Genomic DNA, 23,216 nt, shown 5'->3' with positions numbered 1-23,216 from the left:
GGTCCCAGCGCCAGACTCAGAGACGGACTTCACTTCCAAGCACGCGTCGACGTCACGGGCACCCATCGAGGGTGGACACCCCCGACAAGCCCGATGGTGACGAGGCCGGCACGCCCGCACCAGCCCCCTCACCCGACCCAGCGACAACCGTGACCGGGCCGCCGGTTTCACGCCCAGCGTGATCAACCCGGGGGTTGTGAAGACTCAGAGGCTCGTAGTGGCAAGCGACGGCGAGGATCCGCACAAACTCAAAGAAGCGATGCGGGAGTTCGTCGAATGCATCACGTTTGCTTCAGCTACTGAGATTCTGACCGTGTTACGAGAGCAATTGGCGGAGGACTGGATGGGCCTGCGACCGTGGGCGCGGAACCTCGCATACCGCCTTGTTTGTCTCCAGCGACCGACGGACGTTGCACTCCTGCGCGAGGCGGCCGCTGATCTACTGTCGTTCGGGCCGGACTGGAATCGTCATGCAATAAGCCTGAAGGACCGGGCGGACGAGATTGAACGCTCCAGATCACAGGGTTAGGGCGACGTCGGACAACACCCGAGAGGTTCGCTGATCTGCAAACGCCGGTCCATGGCCGCGGACAGCGGGTCCGCCAGATCGGACCGGATGCCCTGCGCCCATGGGTGCAGAGCGGCCAGGAAACCGGCGAGATCCCGCTGAACCCCACCCAGGAGGTTCGGCAGAAGGTCGCGCGGAATGTCGATGTGTGGTTCCTCCGGGCCAAGAACCGACCCTGCGGGAAGCTGGCCGCCGTCCTTCCACACCCGGACCGCCGGCCCTCGGTGATCGATCAGCGGATCCGGGTCATGGCCGAGGTCGATCACCTCACCGTCGTTCACGCGCAGCCAGTCACGCCATTCGTCGAGGCCGACGCAGCAGCCTGGGTCGATGACGACGTTGTCGCCGCCCACCCGCAACCCACCCGGCGCAAAATCTCCGTCATCACAGGTCAGGTACAGCTCAATCGCCTCAGCGGCATCCGTCGCGGCGATCGAGAGGTCGTTGGCGGTCACGCTGCGCGCGACCAACGTCCAGACCACCGTCCCCACCTGCTGCGATATCGGCATTCGCGGAACCGCGAGATAGAGGTCGGTCTGCTCGACCGGCCAGAACGGGCAGTCAGCCGACCACCGCTCCAGCACCGGCGTCAGCGTGATCATCAAATGAGGCTATCGAGCCGAACGCGACGCCAGCGACCGCATTAACCGCCTCACCGCGACGCCCGAGCCCCGCCAGCCCCGTGGACCGGACCAGGCTCAGTGAGTGCTTGAGAGCGCTGTCGCACCCGTCGATCTAGGCGAACACGCCTCGGAATCGCACGCTGACAGCGGCCAGGACGGGCCAGCGAGCATGGGCGGGCGTGCTGGGCAGACGTTGCCCTCGCGTGATCCGTCCGGCCGGGCACGCCAGGATGGTGCTGCGAGCCGGTGTGGACGTCGACACGGCCGGCGGCGTCGCCGTCCAGGCGACCGACCGCGGCGCGCCCGACCGTTCGGCCGCCCATTTTGCCCGATTCTGGTGGGCCTTTGACATTCATGCAGCATGCGGATATAGGCCGAAATCCGGCGGATAGCGGACAGTCGCCGAAGCCAATGTGTGTTTGCATTGACCTCTTGGACAACTGACGGGGCCCGCTGTCAGGGGGCTTTTGGACCCGGGATCGGCTTCCCTCGCGCAATCAGGTCGATCGATGGGGGGACCGTGGACCGATGACTGTCAATCTATAGTGGACCCTCCGCGCTCGTCGTCGCCGTGGTGGTGGCGCTCGACGGCAAGTAACTTACGACCGCGCGATCGATGCCGGCCGGTGCCAGGCGCGCAGAACTTCATGGCGCCACCACCCTGCCGGTGCAGTCGGATTCAGCCTATCCACGGGGGAAGTAATGCCTGCAACTTCTGCTGCACGTCTTCATTTAGGGCTGCGTGCCCTATGGGCGTTCGTCGTCCTCGCTCTGATCGTCCAGATCGCCGGCTCCGGTGTGTCCGCCCAGGCGGCCCCGGCCGACATGTCGATCACCGCCATCCGCGGCGTTGCCGTGCTCGACGCGATCAAGGGCACGCCGTCGATCCGCCGGGCCGCCGAGACCGCGCTGCTGGGGACCGACCAGGACCTGCGCGCCTACTACGACACCGGCTTCGCCGCGGCCCAGCAGGCCGACCAGCGGGCCGCCGCGCAGACGCTGGCCGCCATGGACGGTCCGTCGATGCGGGCCGCCGCGCTCAACGTGCTGAACGGCTCCCCGTCCCAGGTCGAGTCCTTCGTGCAGGGTGGCTGGACCTCGGCCTGGAACGCGGACGAGCGCCTGCGGGCATACCGCCTGGTCCAGTCCGGCGGTCCCACGGTGCGAGCCGCGGCCCAGCGAGCGATCGACGGCGGCACCGAGGCGGTCGCGTCGTTCCTGTCCGACGGCCTGGACGCCGCCGAGCACGCCGACGACCGGCAGGCGGCGACCCGCATGCTGACCGGCGCTCCCAACGCCAGCGGCCCGGTGCTCAACGCGGCCGCGGCGACGGCGCTCAACGGCACCCCCGAGGAGCTGCGGGAGTTCCTGCGCTGGGGTCAGTTCGTGGCCCGGGCCCGCGACGCCGAGCTGGCGTCCATCAAGAGCCTCACCGAGCAGGCCAAGCAGGCCGGCGAGACCACGTCGCGCGAGGCCAACCTGGCCGAGGAGTCGTCGGCCCGGGCCGGCAACGCGGCCGCAGAGGCCAAGAAGGCGGCGCAGGCGGCCGAGGCCGAGGCGCGCGCGGCCGGCGGTGACGCGAAGAAGGCGTCGGCCGCGGCCGGCCGGGCCGCGGACGCGGCAGAGGGCGCGGCCACCGCGGCGCGGGAGGCGATCGCGGCCTCGAACGCGGCGATGCGCGCGGCCAGCGTGGCCGCCGACGCGTCCCGCAAGGCGACCACCGCGGCCGCGCTGACCGCGCAGGCGGCGGCCAAGGCGCAGCGGGCAGCCTCGGCGGCCCGGCTGAACGCCGGCGACGCCCGGCTGGCCCGCGAGGCGGCCGAGGCCGCCCGCGACGCGGCGGCCAAGGCGAAGGAGCTGGAGCAGGTCCGCGCGGAGCGGGACCGGGCCCTGGCCCAGGCCGGCGCCGCGTCGGCGTCGGCCAAACTGGCCAGTCAGAACGCGGATGCCGCGGGTGTCGCCGCGGACCAGGCGAGCCGCCAGTCGGGGGTGTCGCAGCAGCAGGCGCAGCGGGCCCGCAACGCGGCCGCGCAGGCGCGCCGCGCGGCGGCGACCGCGGACCGGGCCGCCGATCGGGCCGAGGCCCTCGCGCGGCAGGCGCGGGAGGCGTCCGAGGAGGCGTTCGCGTACGCCAAGTCGGCCGCGCAGCACGCGGACAACGCCGTCACCCAGGCGATCGCGGCGGCCGACGCGGCCGAACGCGGTCAGCTGTCCGCGACCGAGTCGGCCAAGCACGCGGCGGCCGCGGTGGACGCCGCGAACGTCGCGATGAACGCTGCCAACCAGGCGGTGGAGCTCGAGGCGCTGGCCCGGCAGGAGGACGCCGACCGCCTGGCCGAGTGGAAAGAGCAGGGCATCCAGGCCGCGCAGGACGCGTTGCTGGCCGAGCAGGAGGCCATCGCCGAGGGCGGTGAGCTGAACGCCTGGAACCGCTCGCTGCTGTGGGACACGGCCGAGGAGGACCGCGTCGACGCGGCCACCCGGGCCCTGCTCAACGAAGCCACCGCCGCCGGCACCTCGCCCGCGGTGGCGGTCGACCGGGGTCGCCGGGCGGCCGTCGCGCTGCTCACCACCGGTGGTGAGTGGACCAAGGACGCGGCCCAGGACGCCCTGGCCGGCACCGACGCCGAGGTCCTGCTCTGGCTGGCCGAGGGCCGGCGGGCCGCGGTCGGGCAGGACGACCGGGCGCGGGCCTGGCGGTTGATCGACACGCTGCCCGACGGCGCCGAGAAGACCGCGGCGCAGACCGCGCTCAACGGCAACGACGCGGCCGTGGAGACGTTCCTGCGGACGCGCAACTACGCCGGCAAGGTGGCCAAGGACCGCCAGACGATCTACGCGATGCTCCCCGGCGCCGGGCCGAGCCTGACCACGGCGGCCAACGCGGCGCTGGCCGGCACCCCGGCCCAGATGCACCAGTTCATCCGCACGGGGCAATACCCGGCCCGGGCGGCCGACGACCGCCTCGAGATCTACCGCGTGATGGACACCGGCGGCCCCGAGGTCAAGGCGGCCGGCGAGGTGGCCCTGAACGGCCCGGCCTCGTACCTCTCGTACTTCCTGGCCAGTGGCCGGTACGAAGCGGCCCAGCGCGACCTCGAGCAGGCCGCGCACATCCAGACCGTGCACAAGCTGATCGCCGAGGCCCAGCAATACGCGCAGAAGTCGGTCGAGGACGCCAACCGGGCGATGGAGGCGGCCAAGCGGGCGCAGGGCTACGCCGACGAGGCGAACGCGGCCAAGGTCCGCGCGGACGCGGCCGCGGCCCAGGCGATCACCTTCTCCAACCAGGCCCAGGCTTCGGCGCAGGACGCCAAGCGGTCGGCCGACAAGGCGGCGCAGTCGGCCGTCACCGCCCGCGACGCGTCCAACCGGGCCCAGGCCAGCGCGGCCGCGGCCTCCCGGTCGGCAGCCACCGCGACCGCGGCCGCGCAGCGCGCGCGCAACGACGCCGCCGCGGCGCTGGCGGCCAAGCGGGACGCCCGCGCGGCCGCCGACGCGGCCGGGGCGGACGCCGCCGCGGCGGCCCGGGCCGCCAAGGAAGCGTCCGACATCTACACCGAGCGGCTCAAGCAGGCCGAGAAGGACCGGCGCAGCACCGCGCCCGGCAGCGGTCCGGGCGGGCAGGGCACCGCGGCCGACAACCACAAGACGTGGGGCTGCCTGTCGCTGGACCCGTCGAACCTGTCCAAGGAGTGCCTGACGGTCTTCAAGGACTTCGCCGACGCCCTGATCAACCCGGCCAAGTGCGCCGCGCCGGCCAACAAGGACACCACCGGGTGTTCGATGCTGGGCGACCTCAAGCAGTTCGTCGCGGAGAACAAGGACATCCTCCTCGACATCTTGCAGTTCACCCTGATGGCCTGCGGTCTGATCCCGGGCGCGGGCGAGGTCTGCGACGGCATCGACGCGGCGGTGTCCTTCGGCCGCGGCGACTGGCTCGGCGGCCTGCTGTCGATCGGCTCAGCCATCCCGGTCGCGGGCTGGCTGGCGACCGGGGCCAAGGCGTGGAAGAACTCCGACCGGTTCCGCAACGTCCAACAGATCCTCGACAAGCTCCGACGACCGGCGGTGGACTGCAACAGCTTCGTGGCCGGCACCCGCGTGCTGCTCGCCACCGGGCGCTACCGGGACATCGAAGACGTCGAGGCCGGCGACAAGGTGGTCGCCACCGATCCGATCGCCGGGCGCACCGGGGTCCGGGCGGTCACCACACTGATCCGTGGCACCGGCGTCAAACATCTGGTCGACATATCCGTCGACCAGGACCACAACGCCCACACGGCGCCGACCGTCATCACCGCCACCAAGGGCCACCCGTTCTGGGTGCCGGCCTCGAAGGCGTGGGTCAACGCCGGTGACCTGGTGGCCGGCTCGACCGTGGAGAACGGGGCAGGCAAGCCGGTCACGATCACCGCGCTGGCGGCGCGGGACGAGGTGACCACCGTCTTCAACCTCACCGTGGCCGGCATGCACACCTACTACGTGGCGGCCGGCAACACGCCGCTGCTGGTGCACAACGCCAACTGCGTCCCGGCGATGCTCGACGAGGCCTCCGAGAAGTACGTCAAGGAGAAGCACGTGACGGGCGGGCCGAAGGTCGAGGACAGCAAGGGCGTCTTCGACGACACGGTGGATCTCGACGATCTCGTCGACGAGGCGAACAAGTGCCCGTGCAACGGACCGAACAAGGACGGCCACTACGAACGTGAGGCGAAGGCCGACAAGCCGGTTGGCCGGACGTCGAAGGACAGTGGCGCACAGATCACGAGTTGTTACATGGTGGTTCAGGACAGGTGGGGCGGCGTGCGAACGATGTACCCGATTCCCTGCAAGGACTGACCGTCGACGACGGTAGGGTCGGCCGGCTGGGGTATGTAATGCCCTGGCCGGCCATTTCGTGAAGGAGGCGCGGCGGTGGGGCTCGGGGTGTATGTCGAGAACCAGGTGCACGAGCGACGCTATGCCGGCGTGGAAGCGGGCTCCTCGCTGCAACGCCTGGTGGCGGCAAGCGACCGCGAGCGGCATCACCTGGTGTCGAGGATCGATTCCTACGGCGACACCATGATCAACCTGATCCAGCTGCCGCAGCTGACCGCGGAACTGGACGAGATCGCGAGCCGCAGTCCGGAGCTCCGGGTCGACGTGCAGGCGCTGGGGGCGCTCATCGAGGAGGCGACCCGGGCGCGCGGATATCTCTGGATCTCCGGTGACTGAGGCCGGACCCGCCGGGACGGATAGGTCGGCCGCAGACCAACCTATGTGAGGGACCTGCGCCACCGTGACCGAGAGGTGACGATGACGGCTGGTCGGACGCCGTGCTTACCCTTGCGGTCGCGGCGTCCAGACCATCCGACGATGGCCTCGCGGATGCTCCCGCGATCGGTCTCAGCCATCGCGGCGAAGAACCCGACCGGCATCCGGCCCGGCCCGCTATGGTCGTAGACGTGGCGGACCTGGCCGCCGAGTTCCACGGCTACCGGAGCCAGCGAACCGCCACTTCAGTCAAGCGATCGGCACAGGCGACGGCGCACCCCCGGAAGGGCGGCAAGCGGCCGTCGCAGGGCTGACATCGTCCATCTGGTGCGCGACAACCGACCGCGGCCCGCCCGTCGACGTCTGGAGTGGAATGTGACCTCGTCCGGCTCGGTCACCCGTGACCTGCTGCAAACCTTCGAAGACGTACGTTCCAGGACGTTCGCTCGTCTTGACGGCCTCACCGACGCCGAATATCTGTGGGAGCCCGTCGCCTCGTGCATGACCGTCAGGCCGGCAGCGAACGGGATGTTCCGTGCTGACCCGCGTCCCGGGGACGAAGTCCATCCTGCGCCGTTCACTACCATCGCCTGGCGCATGTGGCACATCGGCGCCGACTGCCTACGCGGTTACGGACGCTTCTTCGGCGACGAGGCGGCAAACGGCGACCGGCATCCGTGGCCCGGCACCGCAGCCGAAGGCATTGAGGCCCTGGCGGACGACTGGTCCAGGTTCCGCAGTCACGTCGAATCCCTGGGCGACGACCGCCTCACTCAACCGATGGGATCCATTGCCGGGCCATTCGCCCACGAGAGCTACCTCTTGCTGGCCCTCCACGCTCTGGACGAAGCCGCCCACCACTGCGCCGAAGTTGACCTCCTTCGCGACCTCTACGTTCACGGCTTCGCCGCGAAACGGAGGTCAGACGCAGATCACCTTGACCCGACGACCCACTGAGGGTGCCGACCGGCACGCCCCGCGGGTTGCGGATCAGCGCGATGGGCCAAGCGGCCGGTCCGCCCTTGCCTCGCTCATCGCGCTGTCTCCCCAGCTGCCTTGGCGACCCTTTTCGCACCCCCGAAAGGGCGGTGTTCCCACGGCGGCCCATGCTCGGGAAACGATTAAGGTCGCCGACCGTATAATCGCTGGTCAGCGGCCACATAGTTCCTGAGATATAGCTGTGTCCGGAGGGCGAGCACAAACACCAAAGACGCTGGTCAGACCGAAGCTGTTGGATGCCGTCCGGCGCCACCGGCCGCCGCCCGTGACAACCCCAACTGCTCCCCGGCCGACCGCCGTTTTTGGGGAGCAGCGACGCAGCGGCTCGTTCCAGGTCGGCCAGTCTGCATAGGACGTTGTGACCGTCCTATAGCGTCGGCTTCCTCCGATCTAAGGGTGGTCACATGGAACGTCGACGTTTACTGGCCCTGGCGGCCGTCGGACTGGGTGGCGGGGCCGCCGCCGGCATGCGAATCATCGGGGGCACCGAGGCCGAAGCCGCCGTTTCGTCGTTCGACGAGGTCTACAAGGGGCGACGGATACAGGGGCCGTCCGGCGTCGCTGCCGCCGGAGTGCACGCGGCGCACCAGACGGTGCTGATCGATGGGCGGCCGCTGCGGCTCATGCACCATGGCGGCGGCATCGTCAGCGTCGTGGCCGCGTTCGAGCCGAGGGACGACCTGCGTGCGGTCGCCCGCCTCGCGGTCGACCGGCTCGGTGGCGCTCCCCTCGCCCGGACCGAGAGGTGAGGGTCGCTTGATGCCCGACGTACGCAAGAACTTCAAGACCTTTACCGCCGCCGAACGCAAGCGGTTCCTCGACGCGGTGGTCGAGCTCAAGACCACCAAGTCGCCGAACCCCTACCGGTACAACGTGACCGGCACGATTTACGGGGACTTCGTCGGGATCCACGTCGAGGCCTTCGAGCCCGGGGAGATGGGCCACGATACTGCCGTCTTCCTGCCCTGGCACCGGCAATATCTTCGGCTGTTCGAGGGCGCGCTCAACGCCACGTCCGTCGGCCGGCGTGGACCTCGGATCACGCTGCCGTACTGGGATTGGACCGACCACTCGGTCACCCCGCTGACCGACGACTTCCTGGGCGGCGACGGCACCGGGTTGCTCGGACAGGTGCAGACCGGCCGGTTCGGTGTCCCGAACCACGAGCTGTCGCAGGTTCTCTCCGCGCCGACCCTCAGCCGCCTGCGGGAGGTGGGCGGCTGGCTGGAGCTGCCGGAGGACGAGGCGGCGGCGCTGTTCACAGAGCTGGCCGAAGGCGTCACCAGGGCGGCCAAGAGGTTCCGGGGCCGAATCGTGGAGAGGTCGGTCACCGAGCGCCCGTTCCTGAGCCGCAACATCGGCGCACTTGGCGTGGATGAACCGCCCACCGCGACGGCGGTGGCCGCGACGCTTGCCGAGCAGACCTACGACACCTTCGAGCCGACCTTCGAGAACGGGACGCACGGCGAGGTGCACATCTTTGTCGGCGGCAATATGGCCGGCGCCGACTCGCCCAACGACGTGATCTTCTGGATGCACCACTGCAACGTCGACCGGCTGTGGGCCGAGTGGCACGCCCTGCATCCGTCGGCCGATCCCTATTTGCCGAAGGAGGAGGTTCAGGATCCCGACATGGGCACCATCGCCGGGCTGAAGACCCTCATGACGCCCTGGAAGACAATGCGGCCGGTCGACGTGCTCAAAACCGTGCGGCTGGGGTACGTCTACCGCTGAACCGCTGGATCTGCCGTGCCTCCGGGCGGCCCGCGCCAGGCCGGCCTTCGTACACGCTTGTACGACCTTGATGGGCGCGTGCACCGCTCGAAATTGCGGTTCGGGCCACGCTGCCTGCGAGTATTCGTTGATCAGTCCGTTGAGGATCTTCCTGCGGCAGATCCGCGCCGAGGCGAGGCCGACGACGGCTGGCCCGGTGTCCGTCTCAATCGCGTTCCGTCTTGGTGGAACGCCGCGCGGCCACCATCGCCACAACGCCTCCCGCGATGCCGAAGATCCAGCTAGTGCGCTCCACCCATGCCCACGGGGCCGCCGAATCGCCCGTCAGCGCCTGCCACCATCCAGCGCGAATGCCGCCGCCGACCATAACCGCCGCGAAGAAGACTCCTGTTGCGGCCCACCGTACTTCTTTGGCGCTACCGCACGATCGGCCGACTGTCGGGCCGCCTGTTTCCTTGGCGTTGCCGCCTGGAACGCCACGCATTGCTCGTACAAACTCCGCCAACGCGCGAATGATCGCAACACGATCCTGGGTTGGTGTTCGCCAGATCGCTGTCACGAAAATAATCAGGATCGTGCCTTTTCGAATTGCATATACGAGCAGCCAGCTCAATGCAGAAATGACGAGAAGGCTCAGCAAGAATGCAGGCACCGCAACGTGTCCTTCCAATGCCCGTCAGTCTCCATAGGAGTCACCGACGAGAAAGGTGAAGATCACGCGAGGGCCGCAGCATTACGCGCTTTAGATGAGGAGAAAAATGGAAGGTAACTATTGTGCTCGTTCGGCGCTGCAAGGGATCGGCTGCGGCTGATCACCTCGGGCGCATATTGGTAGAAAGACTCTAACCACATGTCGGCGTTGCGTCAACTCGTTCACCCGTTAGCATGAGCTTAATACTGCAACGGCACTCAGCGGAGTGCGTAGCCCCGGCGTTTGTAGTGGCTGAGGCGGGCTGGTGCTGGCGTCGACGGCCCCAGCGTGACCACCACCAGACGTGCTGTTCTGGCTGATGATCGCGGACGAACAGCGCGGCGAGCAGGCGTCGGATCTCGGGTACGGTATAGCCGATCATCAGGTCGTCGCCGGTGCCGGTTCCCCTTTCCCCCTGGCCCGGCTGGTCCCGATCGCCGCCGACCCGCGCCGGCGGCTTCTGCGTCGACGGGTACCGAGGGCACACCAGCACGACGGTCAAGGGCGTCACCTACGAGTTCGAGCTGCGTAAGGTGAAGGGCGAGTCCGGCTTCCGGGTCATCGCGCCGGGCGTCACCCCGTACCGCGTGAAAGATCTGCCCCCTGTCGCGCGGGCGGTCAGTCATGCGCCGCACCGCGCGTTATCTGCGGCAGATCCGTGCACTTGCCGAACGTAGAGCGCTTCGTGGGTCGGCTCGGTCAGCGCCAACTGCCGGGCCTGCCGTACGGCCAATCTTGCGGTGAGCTGGACGGGTAACAGCGAGCTATCGGAGGCGCTGCCGCCGGTCGACGATCACGCCCCCATTGTGCATGTAGGTCAGTTTGACCGACGCCTTGGCTGAAGGTTGCGGCGGCCGCGAGCTCATTGCCTCGATGCTGTTACAGGCCCATCGCATAGACCCGGACCTTGCGGCCGGTGTCCGGTTGCACGGTCTCGCGCTCCAGCGTCATACCCAGCTTGACCATCACCCGCGCGGACGCCTCGTTGCCGACGACGTGGATGCTGACCAGCCGCCGCAGGCCGAGCTCGGCTCGAGTATGGGCGACCACGGCTTGGGCCGCCTCGGTGGCCAGGCCCTGGCCCCAGTACGCGCGGCCGAACCGCCAGCCGATTTCCACGGCCGGCATGATCTTGGGCAGGAAGGTCGGTGTTGCCAGTCCGGTAAAGCCGGCCAGCTCGCCTGTCTCCTTGAGATCCACCGCGTACAGGCCGAAACCATGTTCGTCCCAATGCCGCCTGTAGGTGGCCAGGCGTTCCGCGGTTGCGACCCGGTCCAGGGTGCGACCGTCGTTGATGTAGCGCATTACCTCAGGCTGCGCGTTGATCGCTGCGAAGCTGTCGAGATCATCGCTTCGCCATTGACGCAACAGGAGCCGCGGGGTCTCGACGGGCGCGGCAACACGGAAGCTTGTCAGGTCGGGCACGCGCCCTTCGTAGCATTTCGGCGCACACACGGCGATGGATTATCCAGCCGGAAGCGCAAGGATGGTCAGCGGCGTTCGGCTGACAATCATCAAGGACGTTGCGGGCAACTGTAGGTGTCTCAGACGACGACTCTTTCGTCGGTAACCATTGTGCGGATCGTACTGAGGTCGATGAATTTGGCCTCATCGGGGTTGACCAGCTCTTTGTAGTTGCTGGAGGCGAAGAAGGCGTCGTGGTCGGCCCAGTTGTCGAACCAGATCTCAGTCAGGCCGTCGAAGGCCGGGGTGGGGTAGCTGCCGGCGGGCACCGGATGCGACACGGTGTACCGCTTCACGTACTGCTGCGCTTCTGGGATGGATGTGAACAGGGGTGCGTGGTGGGTGCGGTGGTAGTCAACGAACTGCTCGAGAGTCATGCCCTCGAGGCGGTTGATCAGGTATACGAACTTGATCATGGTCTGCTTTCCGGTCAATGGTGCCTCGAGGCGTGGAGGCGCCGGGGCCTCGATGAGGCGTTGCAGGGGATACGGTAAAAGCTCACATGCATGTGAGCGGCAAGCGAGTGTGACCCAGCGCGCACCAGGAGAAGCGATGCGGATCGGTGAGCTGTCCAGCCGTACCGGGGTGAGCCGGCGTTCGCTGCGTTACTACGAGGAGCAGGGCTTGCTGACTAGCTCGCGGGCCGTCAGCGGGCAGCGGCACTACGATGACGGTCACGTGCGACGAGTAGGGCTGATCCAAGCATTCCTGAGTGCCGGGCTGTCGAGCCGCGCCATCGCCCAGATGGTGCCGTGCATGGATGAACCCACCAAACGCAAGGCTCAGCGGGCACACGTCGCGATGCAGCGCGAACGCAACCGGTTGTCGACCACCATCGAGAGCCTCGTCGCCGCTCAGCAGGCACTCGACGACTTAATCGCGGTCAACCGCAGCTACCTGGCCGAGTAGACGGCCTAATCCGGGGAGGGCGGGCCCGGAACCGTCAGCCGGCGCACTCCGTGGCAGCTACCCGCGCACGCCCTGACGGTGGCGTCCAATGCCCTGGCGGCCCCCGCGTTCCTGTCCACGGCGCAGCCGCCGTACTGAGGACGTGCACCTCGCGTGTCTCGTGGGGTCGGCGCCGTTGGCCTCGCCCCGGGGCGCGTGAGTCTTCGCCGCCGCCGCAGCAGCAGGCAGTCGGCACAGGTAGGGCATCGCATCGTGAACAGGCCGAACGCCGTTGCCCGGACGTCGAGATCTCGGCGCCGGCCGGCTCCGCTTCCCGCTCCTCTTGCCAGTGTGGCAAGAAACATTGTCATCCTTCGCAACAGCTCGGGATGCTTGTGGGCCGGGAGGACAACGCGTCCGACGATTGACGGCCGTGGCTGCCGCGGCACAGCTTCGGAAGGAAGTACCTGATGAGTCGACACGGCCACCAGCTCACCGAGCATGAGGCTGCCGCCATGTTCGAACCGCCGAGCTGGGACGAGCGGTACTCCGGCCCCGAGCAGGTCTTCAGCGGGAAACCCAATACGCAGCTCGTCGCCGAGGTGACCGGGCTGATGCCGGGCACCGCGCTCGACGTCGGCTGCGGCGAGGGCGGGGACGTGATCTGGCTAGCCCGGCAGGGCTGGACTGTTACCGGCGCCGACTTCTCCACCAACGGCCTGGTCCGCGCCGCCCGGCACGCCGAGCAGGCCGGAGTCGCCGAACGCGTCGACTGGTGGCGTGTCGACGCCAGGACCTTCGCCGCGGGCGGCCGAACCTACGACCTGGTCAGCAGCCACTTCCTGCACCCGCCGGACGGCGGAATGCTGGGGGTGGCCCGCCGGCTCGCCGAAGCGGTCGCGCACAGCGGGCACCTGCTCATCGTCGGCCACGCACCGTCCGACGCGTTCACCCACCTGACGGCGAGCCACCGCAAAGCGATGTTCCTCGCCGAGGAACTGCTGGCCGGCCTGCCCGACGACTTCGACGTCCTGGTGGCCGAGCAGCGGCCGCGAACGATGACCCGCGACGGCGTCACCATGGATGTTCACGACTCCACGCTGCTTGCCCGGCGTACGTCCTGATGCCCTGCAGACGCAGGGCCGGCGGTACGCATTCTCGTCGTCAGCAGACCCCGCTGGATTTCCTCAATCTGCTGACCGTACTCACCACCGATCCTTCGCGTCCCCTACCTGGCTCTCGCTGCCCCAGCCGGCGCAGAACGACCCAGAGCCGGCGTTGACGGTGCCGACCGGCATCGCTGAGAACCGGCTCAGCGCATGGTGGGACGCGCCTGCGAGAAAGCCGAAGACGTCGGTGAGCCAGCGAGCCGCAGCGGCCGGCCGTGCGTAGTACACGCCGAGGGACAGCCGGGCGATGTCGGCCGGCTGGTGGGGCACGTCGTTCCGCCTGGCGCACCAGGCACCGAACCACCTCGGTACGACGCGGCTCCACGCGGAGCCGCACCGGTCGTGCCCGCCCGTGGGGATCACGTGCGTGACCGTCACCCGGGTGCCGCCGTCGATGCGCGCGAAGGTCACCTCGTTCTGGACGTCGTCGGCCGAGCTGGCCCACCCGAGCCGGACCCCGGCAGTTCGTACGGCACCTACCTCGGCGCCGTCTGCACCTCCCCGGCCGACCTGGGCGCTGCCCGCGGCGGCCACCACGATGGGCATCCCTGGGTGGACGGCGAAGCAGGGCATCGTCGACGAACCGGCCGCCCACTGAGGAACTGCGCTCAGTCGCGGCTGCGGTGACAGCCGGGCCCTGCCGTTTCGTTGGAGGAGGGAGACGGAACCGAACATGGAGATTGCCACATGGCCGACGACATCTATGCCGCCCTCAACTCGGTGGGACCACGGCTGCGTGCTATTCGCAAGCGGCGTGGACGTACGCTGGAGCAGCTTGCTGCACTGACGGGTACGTCGGTCAGCATGCTTTCCCGGATCGAGTCGGGCAGGCGGCGCCCCACCCTGGAGGTCCTGCTGCCGCTCGCCCGGGCGTATCGCATACCACTCGACGAACTGGTTGGATCGCCCGCGACCGGCGATCCGCGTATTTACCCGCGACCGGTCTCGCGTGACGGCACAGTGTGGGTTCCGCTGTCCAGGGATCCCGGCGGAATCAACGCGTTCAAGCTGGTCCTGCGGGTGCCGGCACGGGCACCGGAGCGGCTCGACCTGCAGGTGCACGAAGGCCGAGAGTGGATCTACGTGCTCACCGGCACGTTGCGGCTCGCTCTGAGCGACCAAGACCTCCGCCTGGGGCCTGGAGAGGCCGCCGAGTTCGACACCTGGGCCCCGCACGCAATGGCGAACGTGGGGAGCCAATCCCTCGAACTTTTGATCATCTTTGGGCAGCAAGGCCAGGGCATACACCTTCACATGCACGCGACGTCGTAACTTCAGTCGTCCGCCATAGGCACAGACCGCCGCCACAGTCGGCCCCACGGCCGCCCGTTCAACCCGATTTTTTGCGATGTTGGCAAGCTTTCGTGGTTCTGCGGCACCAATCTGTTGACACTCCTGTAGCTGGCTGAGGCCGGGCAACCAGGAGGAGAGATCGATGTCCATCATCAGTAAACAGGCGCGCTTCCCGTACTGGTTCTGCTGCGCCTCGGCGCGGGCCTGACTATCGGGCCGCTGACCGCCGTGATCACGCACAACGCTCCACCGGAGCACGTGGGAGCGGCCTCCAGCCTGAACCAGGCCATGCAGCAACTCGGCGGCGCCCTAGGGCTCGCCGTGCTGTCGACCATCGCCGCCGCCGCGTCCGGACCGGCATCCGGCATCCGGCATCGCCACTGCCCTGACCCTAGCCGTCGTCTTCCCCTTCCTCGGGCTGCCGCTGTTCGCGGTCTGGGCACGTCCCTTCACCAACCGGTGACACACCCCGGGAACACCACCGAACAAAGGAGTACGACATGTCCACCAATGCGTTCGAGACCTATCGCACCGAATGGCAGGCCTGGCGGGGCGGCTGGGAGCAGTGGCTATCCCAGCCCCACGGCTGGCTGTCCGCCACGTCGGTGAACTGGCTCGACAGCACCCCCCGCCGATTCGACGGCACGCCGGGCCTGTGGTGGCAGATCGGCGACAAGCTGTTGATCGAGCCCAACGGCACGACCATGTCCTTCGATGGAAACGAGATCACCTCGGTTCAGGAGTTCGCCCTCGCCGAAGGGCCCGACGATCAACGGGTCACCGCTGGTGACATCGAGGTCGGCATCACCTATCGCGACGGCTACCACGTCATCACCTACGACCCGGGTGCTGAGGCGCGGCAGACGTTCGACGGGGTGCCCACCTTCGAATTCAACTCCGACTGGGTCATCACGGGGAAGTTCGAAGCGTTCAAATCGGCCCGGTCACTCGCCCTGGACACGGTGGGCTGGAACTCGCACGAATACCTCACCCCGGGAGTCGTGCGCTTCCAGTTGCAGGGCCAGACGTACGAGATGCAGGTGATCGTCCCGCACGGGCAATACGCCACCGTTTTCGCCGACGCCACCAGCGGCGACACCACCTACCCGGCGGGCCGTGCGCTCGACATCCCCGCCCCGGACGAGGACAGCACCGTCACGCTCGACTTCAACCGGGCCGTCAACCTGCCCTTCGCTTTCAGCGACTACTTCCCGATCTGCCCCACACCGCCGGCCACTAACCGGTACCCGTTCCGCGTCGAGGCCGGCGAGCAGACGCCGGTCAAATAGGGAGCACCGCCATCTCAGAACCGCGCAACGTCATCATCGTCGGCTCCGGTCCAGCCGGATACACAGCCGCCAGCTACGCCGCCCGCGCCGCCCTGCAGATTTCTCGCGAGATCTTCATCGTCGCGGCACGCCACATTGGACGGTCAACGAAGTGAACAAGGCGGTTCCGCGTCAGCTCGTCGCGGAACCCTTCGCCCGATATCTAACGAGCCGGGGCGCAGTGGCTGTCCGCCTACGAGTCGGACCCCTCAGGGACGATTCCCTCGACGAGCGGGCTCACACACGCATCGACACACCGCAGGGTGAACCACCATGCACGATCGAAAGAGGACGGATGATGAACAGGACTGCCCCCGCTCTTCCGCGGAGCACACCCAGCGAACAGGGCGTGTCCGTACACGCGGTCGAGGGCTTCATAGCGGCCTGGGAGGAAATGGCCCTCGCCGGCCGGAGCGAACCGCACAGCTTCATGATGCTGCGTCACGGCACTGTCGTCGCAGAGGCGTGGTGGCACCCCTACCGCGCTGACGCCTCCCAGAACCTCTACTCGGTCAGCAAGACGTTCGCCACGTTGGCAATCGGATTCGCCGTCGCCGAGGGCACGGTTCGCATTGACGACCCCGTGATCAGCTTCTTCCCGAATCTTCTGCCCGAGACGGTGTCGCCGAACCTCGCGGCGATGCGAGTGCAGCATCTTCTGACGATGACGACGGGCCATCCGGACAACATGACCTGGCCAATGATGATGCGGCCGGACTGGACCGCGGCGTTCCTCGCACTCCCGGTTCCTGACGCGCCAGGCTCGAGGTTCGTGTACAACTCCGCGGCGACCTACATGCTTTCCGCAATCATCCAGTCGGTCTCAGGGTCGAAGCTAGTCGACTACCTCGAACCGCGCCTGTTCACGCCGCTGGGCGCGCGTGGTCAGCGGTGGGCAGAATCCCCCGAGGGCGTCAACACCGGTGGGTGGGGCCTGAGCGCGCCGACGGAAACCCTCGCGAAGACTGGTCAGCTGTTTCTCGAGCGCGGCATGGTCGATGGCGTCCAGCTCCTGCCAGCCGAGTGGATGGATCAGGCAAGCGCGTTCCAGGTTCAGCAACCCGCCGACTGGGATTTTGCCGGGATGCCGGCACCGGACGCCAACCTCGACCACCTGCGGCTCACGAGCGACTACTACCAGGGCTACGGGTACCAGGTCTGGCGAGGCCGCAACGACAGCTATCGCGCGGACGGTGCCCTGGCGCAGTTCATGATCGTGGTGCCTGCGCTCGATGCGGTGATCGCGCTGACAAGTGAGAGCCCCGACTGGCAGGGACTCCTCGATCTGATCTGGGAAAAGCTCCTGCCCGCCTTCGACGGCGACGGCAACACCCGACCAGGATCCGTACGGACAACCCGTGAAGAACTTCCGAGGCCGACGGGAAGCACCACCTCTCCACTCATCGCGGGCGTTGGCGGGGCCGAGTTCACCCTCGAGCCGAACGTACTCGAGGCAGAACGCCTGACGGTGACGTTCGACGGCGAGGAAGCGCACTTCCGGATGGTGCGTTCCACCGGCGACACGGTGCTGCGTGGCAGCGCTGCACAGTGGTTGGACGGCACGACGAACATGCCGGGCACACCACCCGACCTGTTCAGCGACCCGACCTCGGCCGTGGAGTCACCGGTGTCGACGGCCGTCGCCTGGCCGGACGACAACACGCTCGTATTCCGGGCTCGCTTCTACGAGACGCCCCACGCGGACACCCTGACCTGCACATTCCACGGCGACACCATCGAGGTGCGCTTCCTCAACAGCTGTGTGACCGCCCTCGGCGCGACCGATGATGCCCATCCGCTCGCGGAGCGTCGCCCGTTGTTGCGCGGCGTTCGCCGATGAACGAGACCGTCGGCAACGGCAGGCTCGACGGCATAGTCGCGATCGTCACCGGATCCGGCGACGGGATCGGGGCGAGAGCACGCGTCGCTATGCGCACGACAGGGCGCCCACGTCGCGGGGGTCTGCTGCACCGATAGGTGACAGATCAAGTCACGCGGCCTGACCGGCCGGTGGGGTAAACAAGGGTTCTAGGTGTGGTGGTGACGGGCGAGGCCGGATTCCGACTGGTACGGGCCGCCGCGCTCTAGATCTCGAAATCGGGCAGGATGAGGGCCGAATGGGCCGGTCGTCCTCCCGCGGGTGGCATGGAGCTGAGCGCGCGCAGCCTGTTGTTGCGCTGCTCCAGTTCCTGGGCCGTGGTGGGGAAGAGCGTGGCGCCGCCCTTGCCGGCGAGCCCCTGGTTCACCGTCACGAAGTCACGGGTGTCGCGTTCGTAGGCCGCGAAACCGGCGGCGTGGTCCCGGCCGGCCAGGGAACTGGCGAGCATGTACGCGCCGGCCAGCGCCAGACTGGTGCCCTGTCCGGTGAGGAACGACGGCGCGTACGCGGCGTCGCCCACCAGGGCGACCCGACCGCTGGACCAGCGGGGCAGGTGTATTTGGGTTACCCCGTCGAAGTACACGTCGTCCGCGTCGCGCATGGCTGCCAGCATGCCCGGGACCTCCCATCCCGCGTCGGCGAAGGTCGTGGCGATCAGGTCCTGTCGGGCCGCTGGGTTCGCGAACGCGCCGAACGGCGGTTCCGGCTGCGCGAAGGTCAGGAAGGCGTGCACGTCGTCGTTGTCCCCCGCGGCGTACAGTGCCGCGGCCCGGCCCGGGCTGTTCCACATGATGGTCTCTCGGGCGAGCCCGAAGGTGTTGCGCATGGTGAACACGGCGAAGCAGTAGCCGAGATACCGGTGGAACTGCTGTTCGGGACCGAGGATCAATTCCCGGGTACGCGAGTGCACGCCGTCCGCACCGAACACCATGTCGAACGTGCGCCTGCCGCCTCCGCGGAACGTGACGTCGACCTCGTGGCCGGACTGGTCGAGGGTCTCGATGGAGTCGTCGAACAGGAACTCGACGTCGTCCCGGACCGCCGTGTACAGGGCGTCGGTCAGATCCCCGCGCCGTACCTCCAGGTCCTGTCCGCCGACACCGCCGGTGACCGCGTGCGGGTCGAGCGACACCACCTCGCTGCCGTCCTCGTCCAGGAACCTCAGCCGGCGCAGGTCGATGTGCACGTCCCGCAACCGGGAGAGGATGCCCATCCGCCGGACGACCTCGAGCGCGGTGCCGCGTACGTCGATGGGATAGCCACCGCTGCGAACGGTGCCCGCCTTCTCCACCACCGTCACCGCGTATCCGTACCGGTTGAGCCAGAACGCGAGGGCAGGACCCGCGACGCTGGCCCCCGATATCAGGACCCGGCGTTTCGGCGTGGCACGGATATCCCTCGTCGCGCGGGTCATGCCTTGGCTCCTTTGTTCATGGTGCGGATGACGAGCAGGGACAGCGCCGTGACGACGCTTCCGATGACCAGGGCGGTGACGTAGGCCGATTCGGCCGGGACGTCCGATCCGGCCGGGGTGCCGGCGGTGAGGACGGCGCCGCCGATCTGCGCTCCGGTGGCGAAGCCGAGTACCCGGATCACCAGGACCATGCTCGTGGCGGTACCGGTGGTGCCCTGATCGACGGAGGTGGCGGTCTTGATAACCAGCGCCGTGATGCAGGCGCCGTTGGCCAGGCTGATCAGCGCCTTGCCGACGATGAGGTGCCACACCTCGGTGTGCACGAACGCCAGGCCGATCAGCGCGGCCGTCATGAGACCGATTCCGACGGTGACCACGGCGGCCGAGCCGAAGCGCCGCGTCCCGTACCCGCCCAGCGGCCCGCTGATCGCCGCCATCACGGCAGCGGGCAACAGATACCGCCCGATGTCGGTGGAACTGGCCCCGAAGCCATATCCGTCGCCGGACACGTCGAACAACTGCGTAACCAGGTAGATCGACAGCGCGGCGCCCACGCAGACCCCGAAGGTGACCACATAGGACCGCCAGATCGCGGGCTTCGCCAGCAACCGCAGATCGAACATCGGCGAGGCGGCACGACGTTCGACGGCTATCCATCCGGTCACGAAGACGGCCAGGAGGACGACGACGCCGACGAGCAGGAGTGGCTGAGAGCCCATGTCGGGCGCCGTCGCGAGCCCGGCCATGAACGTCAGCACGATGCCACTCAGGAGCGCGACACCCGGCCAGTCGACCCTGGCGTCCGACCGGCTCGGTTGATCGTCCGGCACCGACCGGTGCACGAACACGGTCGCCACGACGATTCCGAGAGTGGGAATCGCGAACATCCAGTGCCACGACAGCCCTTCCGCGATGGGCCCGGCGATCAGCGTCCCCACCATGCCGCCGCCCACGAAGAACCCGCTGACCACCCCGATGGCCACCGGGGACTTGTCCGCGGGGAGGAGCTTGCGCATCAGGATGAAGGCGAGAGGCATCGCGCCGACCATCGCGCCCTCGAGTGCCTGCCCGAGGAGCAGCACCGGCAGGTTAGGCGCCAGCGAGGACACCAGGCCGCCGAAACAGACGACGACCATCAGCCAGATCATGACCCGTTTCCCGCCGAAGCGGTCACCGAGGACGCCGGCGACGGGCGCGGTGAGGGCGCCGGTGATGAGCATCGCGATGCTCAGCAGTGCCCCTTGGGAGGGATCGATGCCCAATTCGCGCTGCAGCAGCGGAAGCGTCGGTGACACCACCGATTCCAGGACGCCGGTGGCGCCGGCCAGGATGCCGACGGACCCGACGGCGAACTTTCCGATGCGAATCGGAGGAGCCGGAGGTGCGGTCATGAAATCTCTGCCTTCCTTCGCGGGCCGATCGGGGCCGCCGCCACGTTGCCGGCGGAGCAAGCTGATGCGTGGCCGAGGCCGGTCACCGCCAGGACGACGAGCGCTGCCGTCCCCACCGCGACTCCTTCGTGCAGCTGGCACAGCGCCGCCCCGGTGACTGCTCCGACGGCGATAAGCGTGACGGCCGCGCCTCGGCGCAGTGCCGGTTGTCCGCGGGCCGCGCCCAGCCGGGAGTCTGCCGCGAGGCTGGTCAGCGTCGAGGTGACGACCACGGTGGTGACGTCCTTCACGGCCAGGTGGCGGGCCGTCGCCGCCTGCACCCCCATGGCCAGGGCGAGCGACGACGCCATCGACGCGCGGGCGGCGAGGGCTCCCACCCCGACCACGGCCAGGCCGAGCGCCGTGGCGACCAGGACCAGTCCGACACCGCCCAGCAGAGCCGTGCACCGGCGGGTCCAGCTCGGGCCGGCCGTGCGCAGGACCCGGCCACCGACGGCGGCGCCGACGAGAAAGAACACCAGCGCCATAGCCGGGCCGAGCACGGTCAGATCCGTGTCGCCGATGGCCGCCATGCCGAGGATGACGACGTTGCCGGTCATGTTGCCCGCGAACACCTGGTCCAGGCGCAGGTACCCGACGGCGTCGACGATGCCGGTCGTGAAGGTGAGCGCGAGCATCAGCCGGACACCGGTACGGTCCGCGACACTGTTCATCGCCCCACCGCATAACCCTGGGCGCCGCGCGGATTGGCGGCCGCGCAGAGGATGCCGCTGTCCGGGTCCCGGGTGACGATCGACAGCCGGCCCTGGCTCCACGGTCCGGAGACGGTCACGTCGTGGCCACGTCGGCGTAACTCCTCGACGACCGCCTCACCGGCTCGTTCCTCGATCACCAATCCGCCCGGCGTCCAGGTCCGCGGCCAGAACGAGCTCGGTACCGCGGTGGTGTGAAACGCGGGCGCGTCGATGGCCTCCTGCGGGTCGAGGTCGAACGCGAGAGCGCGTACCAGATAGAGCAGTTGCCATTGGTCCTGCTGGTCACCCCCCGGTGTGCCCAGCGCGGCCACCGGCCTGCCGTCGCGCAGCAGCAGGGTCGGGGTCAGGGTCGTCCGAGGCCGCCGCCCCGGCGTCAGTCGCGACGGAGCAGCAGGGTCCAGCCATGTCATCTGGAGCCGGGTGCCCAGCGCGAAACCGAGGTCCGGCACGGCGGGGGACGACTGGAGCCACCCGCCCGACGGGGTGGCGGAGATGATGTTCCCCCAGCGGTCGACGACGTCGATGTGGCAGGTGTCGCCCCGGGTCTCCCCCGTCTGTTGCACGGTGGGTTCCCCCGCTCCGTCGCTCCAGACGGCGTGCCGATCGGTGCGCAGCGGCGGGATGTACGGTGTGATGCCGATGCCACCGGGCCGGAATTCGGTCGATGCGTCCGGGCCGATCAGGCCGGCGCGCTCCTTGCCGTACCCGTGGGACAGCAGACGGCGCACCACCGACTCCGCGTCCGCCGGGTCTCGATGCCCGTAGAACGCCTCCCGGTCGGCCATGGCCAGCTTCAATGCCTCGGTGATCGTGTGGATACCTGCAGCAGTCGATGGATCGATCTGCTCGTCGTCGAAATGGTCGAGCATGGTGAGGGCCTGCAGCAGCACGGGGCCCTGGGACCACAGGCCCGCCTTCGCCACCGTGGTGCCCCGGAACTCGGCGGTGACCGCGGGCTCGAGGGAGGGGACGAAGTCGGTGAAGTCGGCGGCGGTGATCACTCCGGCGTGGTCCGTGCCGGACGAATGCCGATGCGGTATGGCGGCGAATTCCGCCACGGCGCTGGCCACGAAGCCCGTTCGCCAGGTGCGCCGCGCGGAGTGGATCCGTGCGGTTCGGGAAGCGCCGACACCCGCGGCGACCAGCCTGCGCAGGGTACGGGCGTACGCGGTGTTCACGATGGCGTCGTACGGCTGCGGGATCTTTCCCTGCGGCATCCAGAGCGCGTACGACGTCGGCCAGTGCGTCCGGAAGAGGTCCTCGACCGTGGCCAGGACCCGCGCCAGTTGCGGCATGACCGGGACCCCGCGCTCCGCGTAGTCGATCGCGTAGGCCAGGACGTCGGCGAGCTCCCAGGTGCCGAACTCGGCGAGCAGCCAGAGCCAGGAGTCGACGGCGCCCGGGACGGCGGCGGCCAAGGCGCCCGCGCCGGGTACGTGGTCCAGTCCTTCGGCCCGGAAGTGCTCGATCGTGGCGCCCCGCGGAGCGTGCCCCTGCCCCGCCAGCACGAGCGGAGACGGGTTCGCCGCGGTGGCGAGTACGGCGACGAGATCACCGCCCGGCCCGTTGAGGTGCGGTTCGGCCACGTGCAGCACGAAGGCCCCCGCGGTGGCCGCGTCGAACGCGTTGCCACCCCGCTCCAGCACGGACTGGGCCGTCGCGGAAGCCAGCCAATGCGTCGACGCGCTCATGCCGAAGGATCCGCGGAGCGTGGGCCGCGTCGGGTGCGGGAAGGGATCGATCGCCGGCTGCTGACGGGCCATG

Annotated in this window: 20 protein-coding genes; 11 read left to right on the top strand and 9 right to left on the bottom strand. The window is 68.6% G+C overall.

Annotation, left to right across the window (positions count from 1 at the left end; genetic code table 11):
• Nucleotides 1–525: 525 nt before the first annotated feature.
• Complete coding sequence (locus LDL48_RS32485) at nucleotides 526–1,170, bottom strand: hypothetical protein (RefSeq protein WP_225258947.1); 645 nt, start codon at nucleotides 1,168–1,170, stop codon at nucleotides 526–528.
• A 723-nt stretch (nucleotides 1,171–1,893) separates the two neighbouring features.
• Here LDL48_RS32485 and LDL48_RS32480 point away from each other — a divergent pair.
• The 5 genes from LDL48_RS32480 to LDL48_RS32460 all read left to right on the top strand — a co-directional run bounded on the left by LDL48_RS32480 (nucleotide 1,894) and on the right by LDL48_RS32460 (nucleotide 9,180).
• Nucleotides 1,894–6,033, top strand: a complete 4,140-nt coding sequence (locus LDL48_RS32480; protein ID WP_225258946.1) for a polymorphic toxin-type HINT domain-containing protein — start codon at nucleotides 1,894–1,896, stop codon at nucleotides 6,031–6,033.
• Between the two features lie 75 nt (nucleotides 6,034–6,108).
• A complete protein-coding gene (locus LDL48_RS32475; RefSeq protein WP_225258945.1) occupies nucleotides 6,109–6,408 on the top strand; it encodes a hypothetical protein in 300 nt (99 codons plus the stop codon).
• 366 nt (nucleotides 6,409–6,774) lie between these two features.
• The gene (locus tag LDL48_RS32470) at nucleotides 6,775–7,404 is read left to right on the top strand and encodes a DinB family protein (protein WP_225258944.1); all 630 of its coding nucleotides are present in this window, start codon (nucleotides 6,775–6,777) and stop codon (nucleotides 7,402–7,404) included.
• A gap of 446 nt (nucleotides 7,405–7,850) precedes the next feature.
• Nucleotides 7,851–8,195 carry a tyrosinase family oxidase copper chaperone gene (locus LDL48_RS32465; RefSeq protein ID WP_225258943.1) on the top strand — a complete coding sequence of 115 codons (345 nt, stop codon included), beginning with the start codon at nucleotides 7,851–7,853 and terminating at the stop codon, nucleotides 8,193–8,195.
• 10 nt (nucleotides 8,196–8,205) lie between these two features.
• Nucleotides 8,206–9,180, top strand: coding sequence for a tyrosinase family protein (locus LDL48_RS32460; RefSeq protein WP_225258942.1), 975 nt, complete (start codon nucleotides 8,206–8,208; stop codon nucleotides 9,178–9,180).
• A gap of 205 nt (nucleotides 9,181–9,385) precedes the next feature.
• Here the strand turns inward: LDL48_RS32460 and LDL48_RS32455 are convergent, their stop codons facing one another.
• The 3 genes from LDL48_RS32455 to LDL48_RS32445 all read right to left on the bottom strand — a co-directional run bounded on the left by LDL48_RS32455 (nucleotide 9,386) and on the right by LDL48_RS32445 (nucleotide 11,751).
• Nucleotides 9,386–9,832: a hypothetical protein gene (locus LDL48_RS32455; RefSeq protein WP_225258941.1), complete on the bottom strand. Its 447-nt coding sequence runs from the start codon at nucleotides 9,830–9,832 to the stop codon at nucleotides 9,386–9,388.
• 918 nt (nucleotides 9,833–10,750) lie between these two features.
• Nucleotides 10,751–11,296: a GNAT family N-acetyltransferase gene (locus LDL48_RS32450; RefSeq protein WP_225258940.1), complete on the bottom strand. Its 546-nt coding sequence runs from the start codon at nucleotides 11,294–11,296 to the stop codon at nucleotides 10,751–10,753.
• A gap of 119 nt (nucleotides 11,297–11,415) precedes the next feature.
• Complete coding sequence (locus LDL48_RS32445) at nucleotides 11,416–11,751, bottom strand: EthD domain-containing protein (RefSeq protein ID WP_225258939.1); 336 nt, start codon at nucleotides 11,749–11,751, stop codon at nucleotides 11,416–11,418.
• Between the two features lie 136 nt (nucleotides 11,752–11,887).
• Between LDL48_RS32445 and LDL48_RS32440 the strand changes: the two genes are divergently transcribed.
• A complete protein-coding gene (locus tag LDL48_RS32440; RefSeq protein WP_225258938.1) occupies nucleotides 11,888–12,244 on the top strand; it encodes a MerR family transcriptional regulator in 357 nt (118 codons plus the stop codon).
• A 449-nt stretch (nucleotides 12,245–12,693) separates the two neighbouring features.
• Entirely contained in the window at nucleotides 12,694–13,347 is a 654-nt protein-coding gene (locus LDL48_RS32435; protein WP_225258937.1) for a class I SAM-dependent methyltransferase, read from the top strand.
• A gap of 81 nt (nucleotides 13,348–13,428) precedes the next feature.
• On the opposite strand, the gene LDL48_RS32430 is transcribed toward LDL48_RS32435, so the two are convergent.
• Complete coding sequence (locus LDL48_RS32430; RefSeq protein WP_225258936.1) at nucleotides 13,429–13,662, bottom strand: hypothetical protein; 234 nt, start codon at nucleotides 13,660–13,662, stop codon at nucleotides 13,429–13,431.
• Between the two features lie 97 nt (nucleotides 13,663–13,759).
• Between LDL48_RS32430 and LDL48_RS32425 the strand changes: the two genes are divergently transcribed.
• From LDL48_RS32425 to LDL48_RS32410, 4 genes are all read left to right on the top strand, one after another.
• Nucleotides 13,760–13,990, top strand: coding sequence for a hypothetical protein (locus tag LDL48_RS32425; protein ID WP_225258935.1), 231 nt, complete (start codon nucleotides 13,760–13,762; stop codon nucleotides 13,988–13,990).
• 89 nt (nucleotides 13,991–14,079) lie between these two features.
• On the top strand, nucleotides 14,080–14,664 hold the full coding sequence (locus LDL48_RS32420) for a helix-turn-helix domain-containing protein (RefSeq protein ID WP_225258934.1): 585 nt from the start codon (nucleotides 14,080–14,082) through the stop codon (nucleotides 14,662–14,664).
• Nucleotides 14,665–15,185: 521 nt separating this feature from the next.
• Nucleotides 15,186–15,974 (top strand): DUF1684 domain-containing protein, encoded by a 789-nt coding sequence (locus LDL48_RS32415; protein WP_225258933.1) that lies wholly within the window; start codon nucleotides 15,186–15,188, stop codon nucleotides 15,972–15,974.
• 388 nt (nucleotides 15,975–16,362) lie between these two features.
• Nucleotides 16,363–17,853 carry a serine hydrolase domain-containing protein gene (locus LDL48_RS32410; RefSeq protein WP_225258932.1) on the top strand — a complete coding sequence of 497 codons (1,491 nt, stop codon included), beginning with the start codon at nucleotides 16,363–16,365 and terminating at the stop codon, nucleotides 17,851–17,853.
• 244 nt (nucleotides 17,854–18,097) lie between these two features.
• Here LDL48_RS32410 and LDL48_RS32405 read toward each other — a convergent pair whose 3' ends face one another.
• From LDL48_RS32405 to LDL48_RS32390, 4 genes are read right to left on the bottom strand one after another with little or no spacing between them, the layout of a single operon-like run.
• A complete protein-coding gene (locus tag LDL48_RS32405; RefSeq protein WP_225258931.1) occupies nucleotides 18,098–19,306 on the bottom strand; it encodes an FAD-dependent monooxygenase in 1,209 nt (402 codons plus the stop codon).
• Nucleotides 19,303–20,697, bottom strand: a complete 1,395-nt coding sequence (locus LDL48_RS32400) for an MFS transporter (protein WP_225258930.1) — start codon at nucleotides 20,695–20,697, stop codon at nucleotides 19,303–19,305. The genes LDL48_RS32405 and LDL48_RS32400 overlap by 4 nt, the downstream gene beginning before the upstream one ends.
• The gene (locus tag LDL48_RS32395) at nucleotides 20,694–21,410 is read right to left on the bottom strand and encodes a YoaK family protein (protein ID WP_225258929.1); all 717 of its coding nucleotides are present in this window, start codon (nucleotides 21,408–21,410) and stop codon (nucleotides 20,694–20,696) included. Before LDL48_RS32395 ends, LDL48_RS32400 begins: the two co-directional genes overlap by 4 nt.
• Nucleotides 21,407–23,215 carry a gamma-glutamyltransferase family protein gene (locus LDL48_RS32390; RefSeq protein ID WP_225258928.1) on the bottom strand — a complete coding sequence of 603 codons (1,809 nt, stop codon included), beginning with the start codon at nucleotides 23,213–23,215 and terminating at the stop codon, nucleotides 21,407–21,409. Before LDL48_RS32390 ends, LDL48_RS32395 begins: the two co-directional genes overlap by 4 nt.
• Nucleotide 23,216 lies beyond the last annotated feature (1 nt).

Source organism: Jidongwangia harbinensis (assembly GCF_020216025.1).
GTDB lineage: Bacteria > Actinomycetota > Actinomycetes > Mycobacteriales > Micromonosporaceae > Actinoplanes > Actinoplanes harbinensis.
Note: the sequence above shows the minus strand (reverse complement) of the source record. Positions and strands in the feature narration are given on the sequence as shown.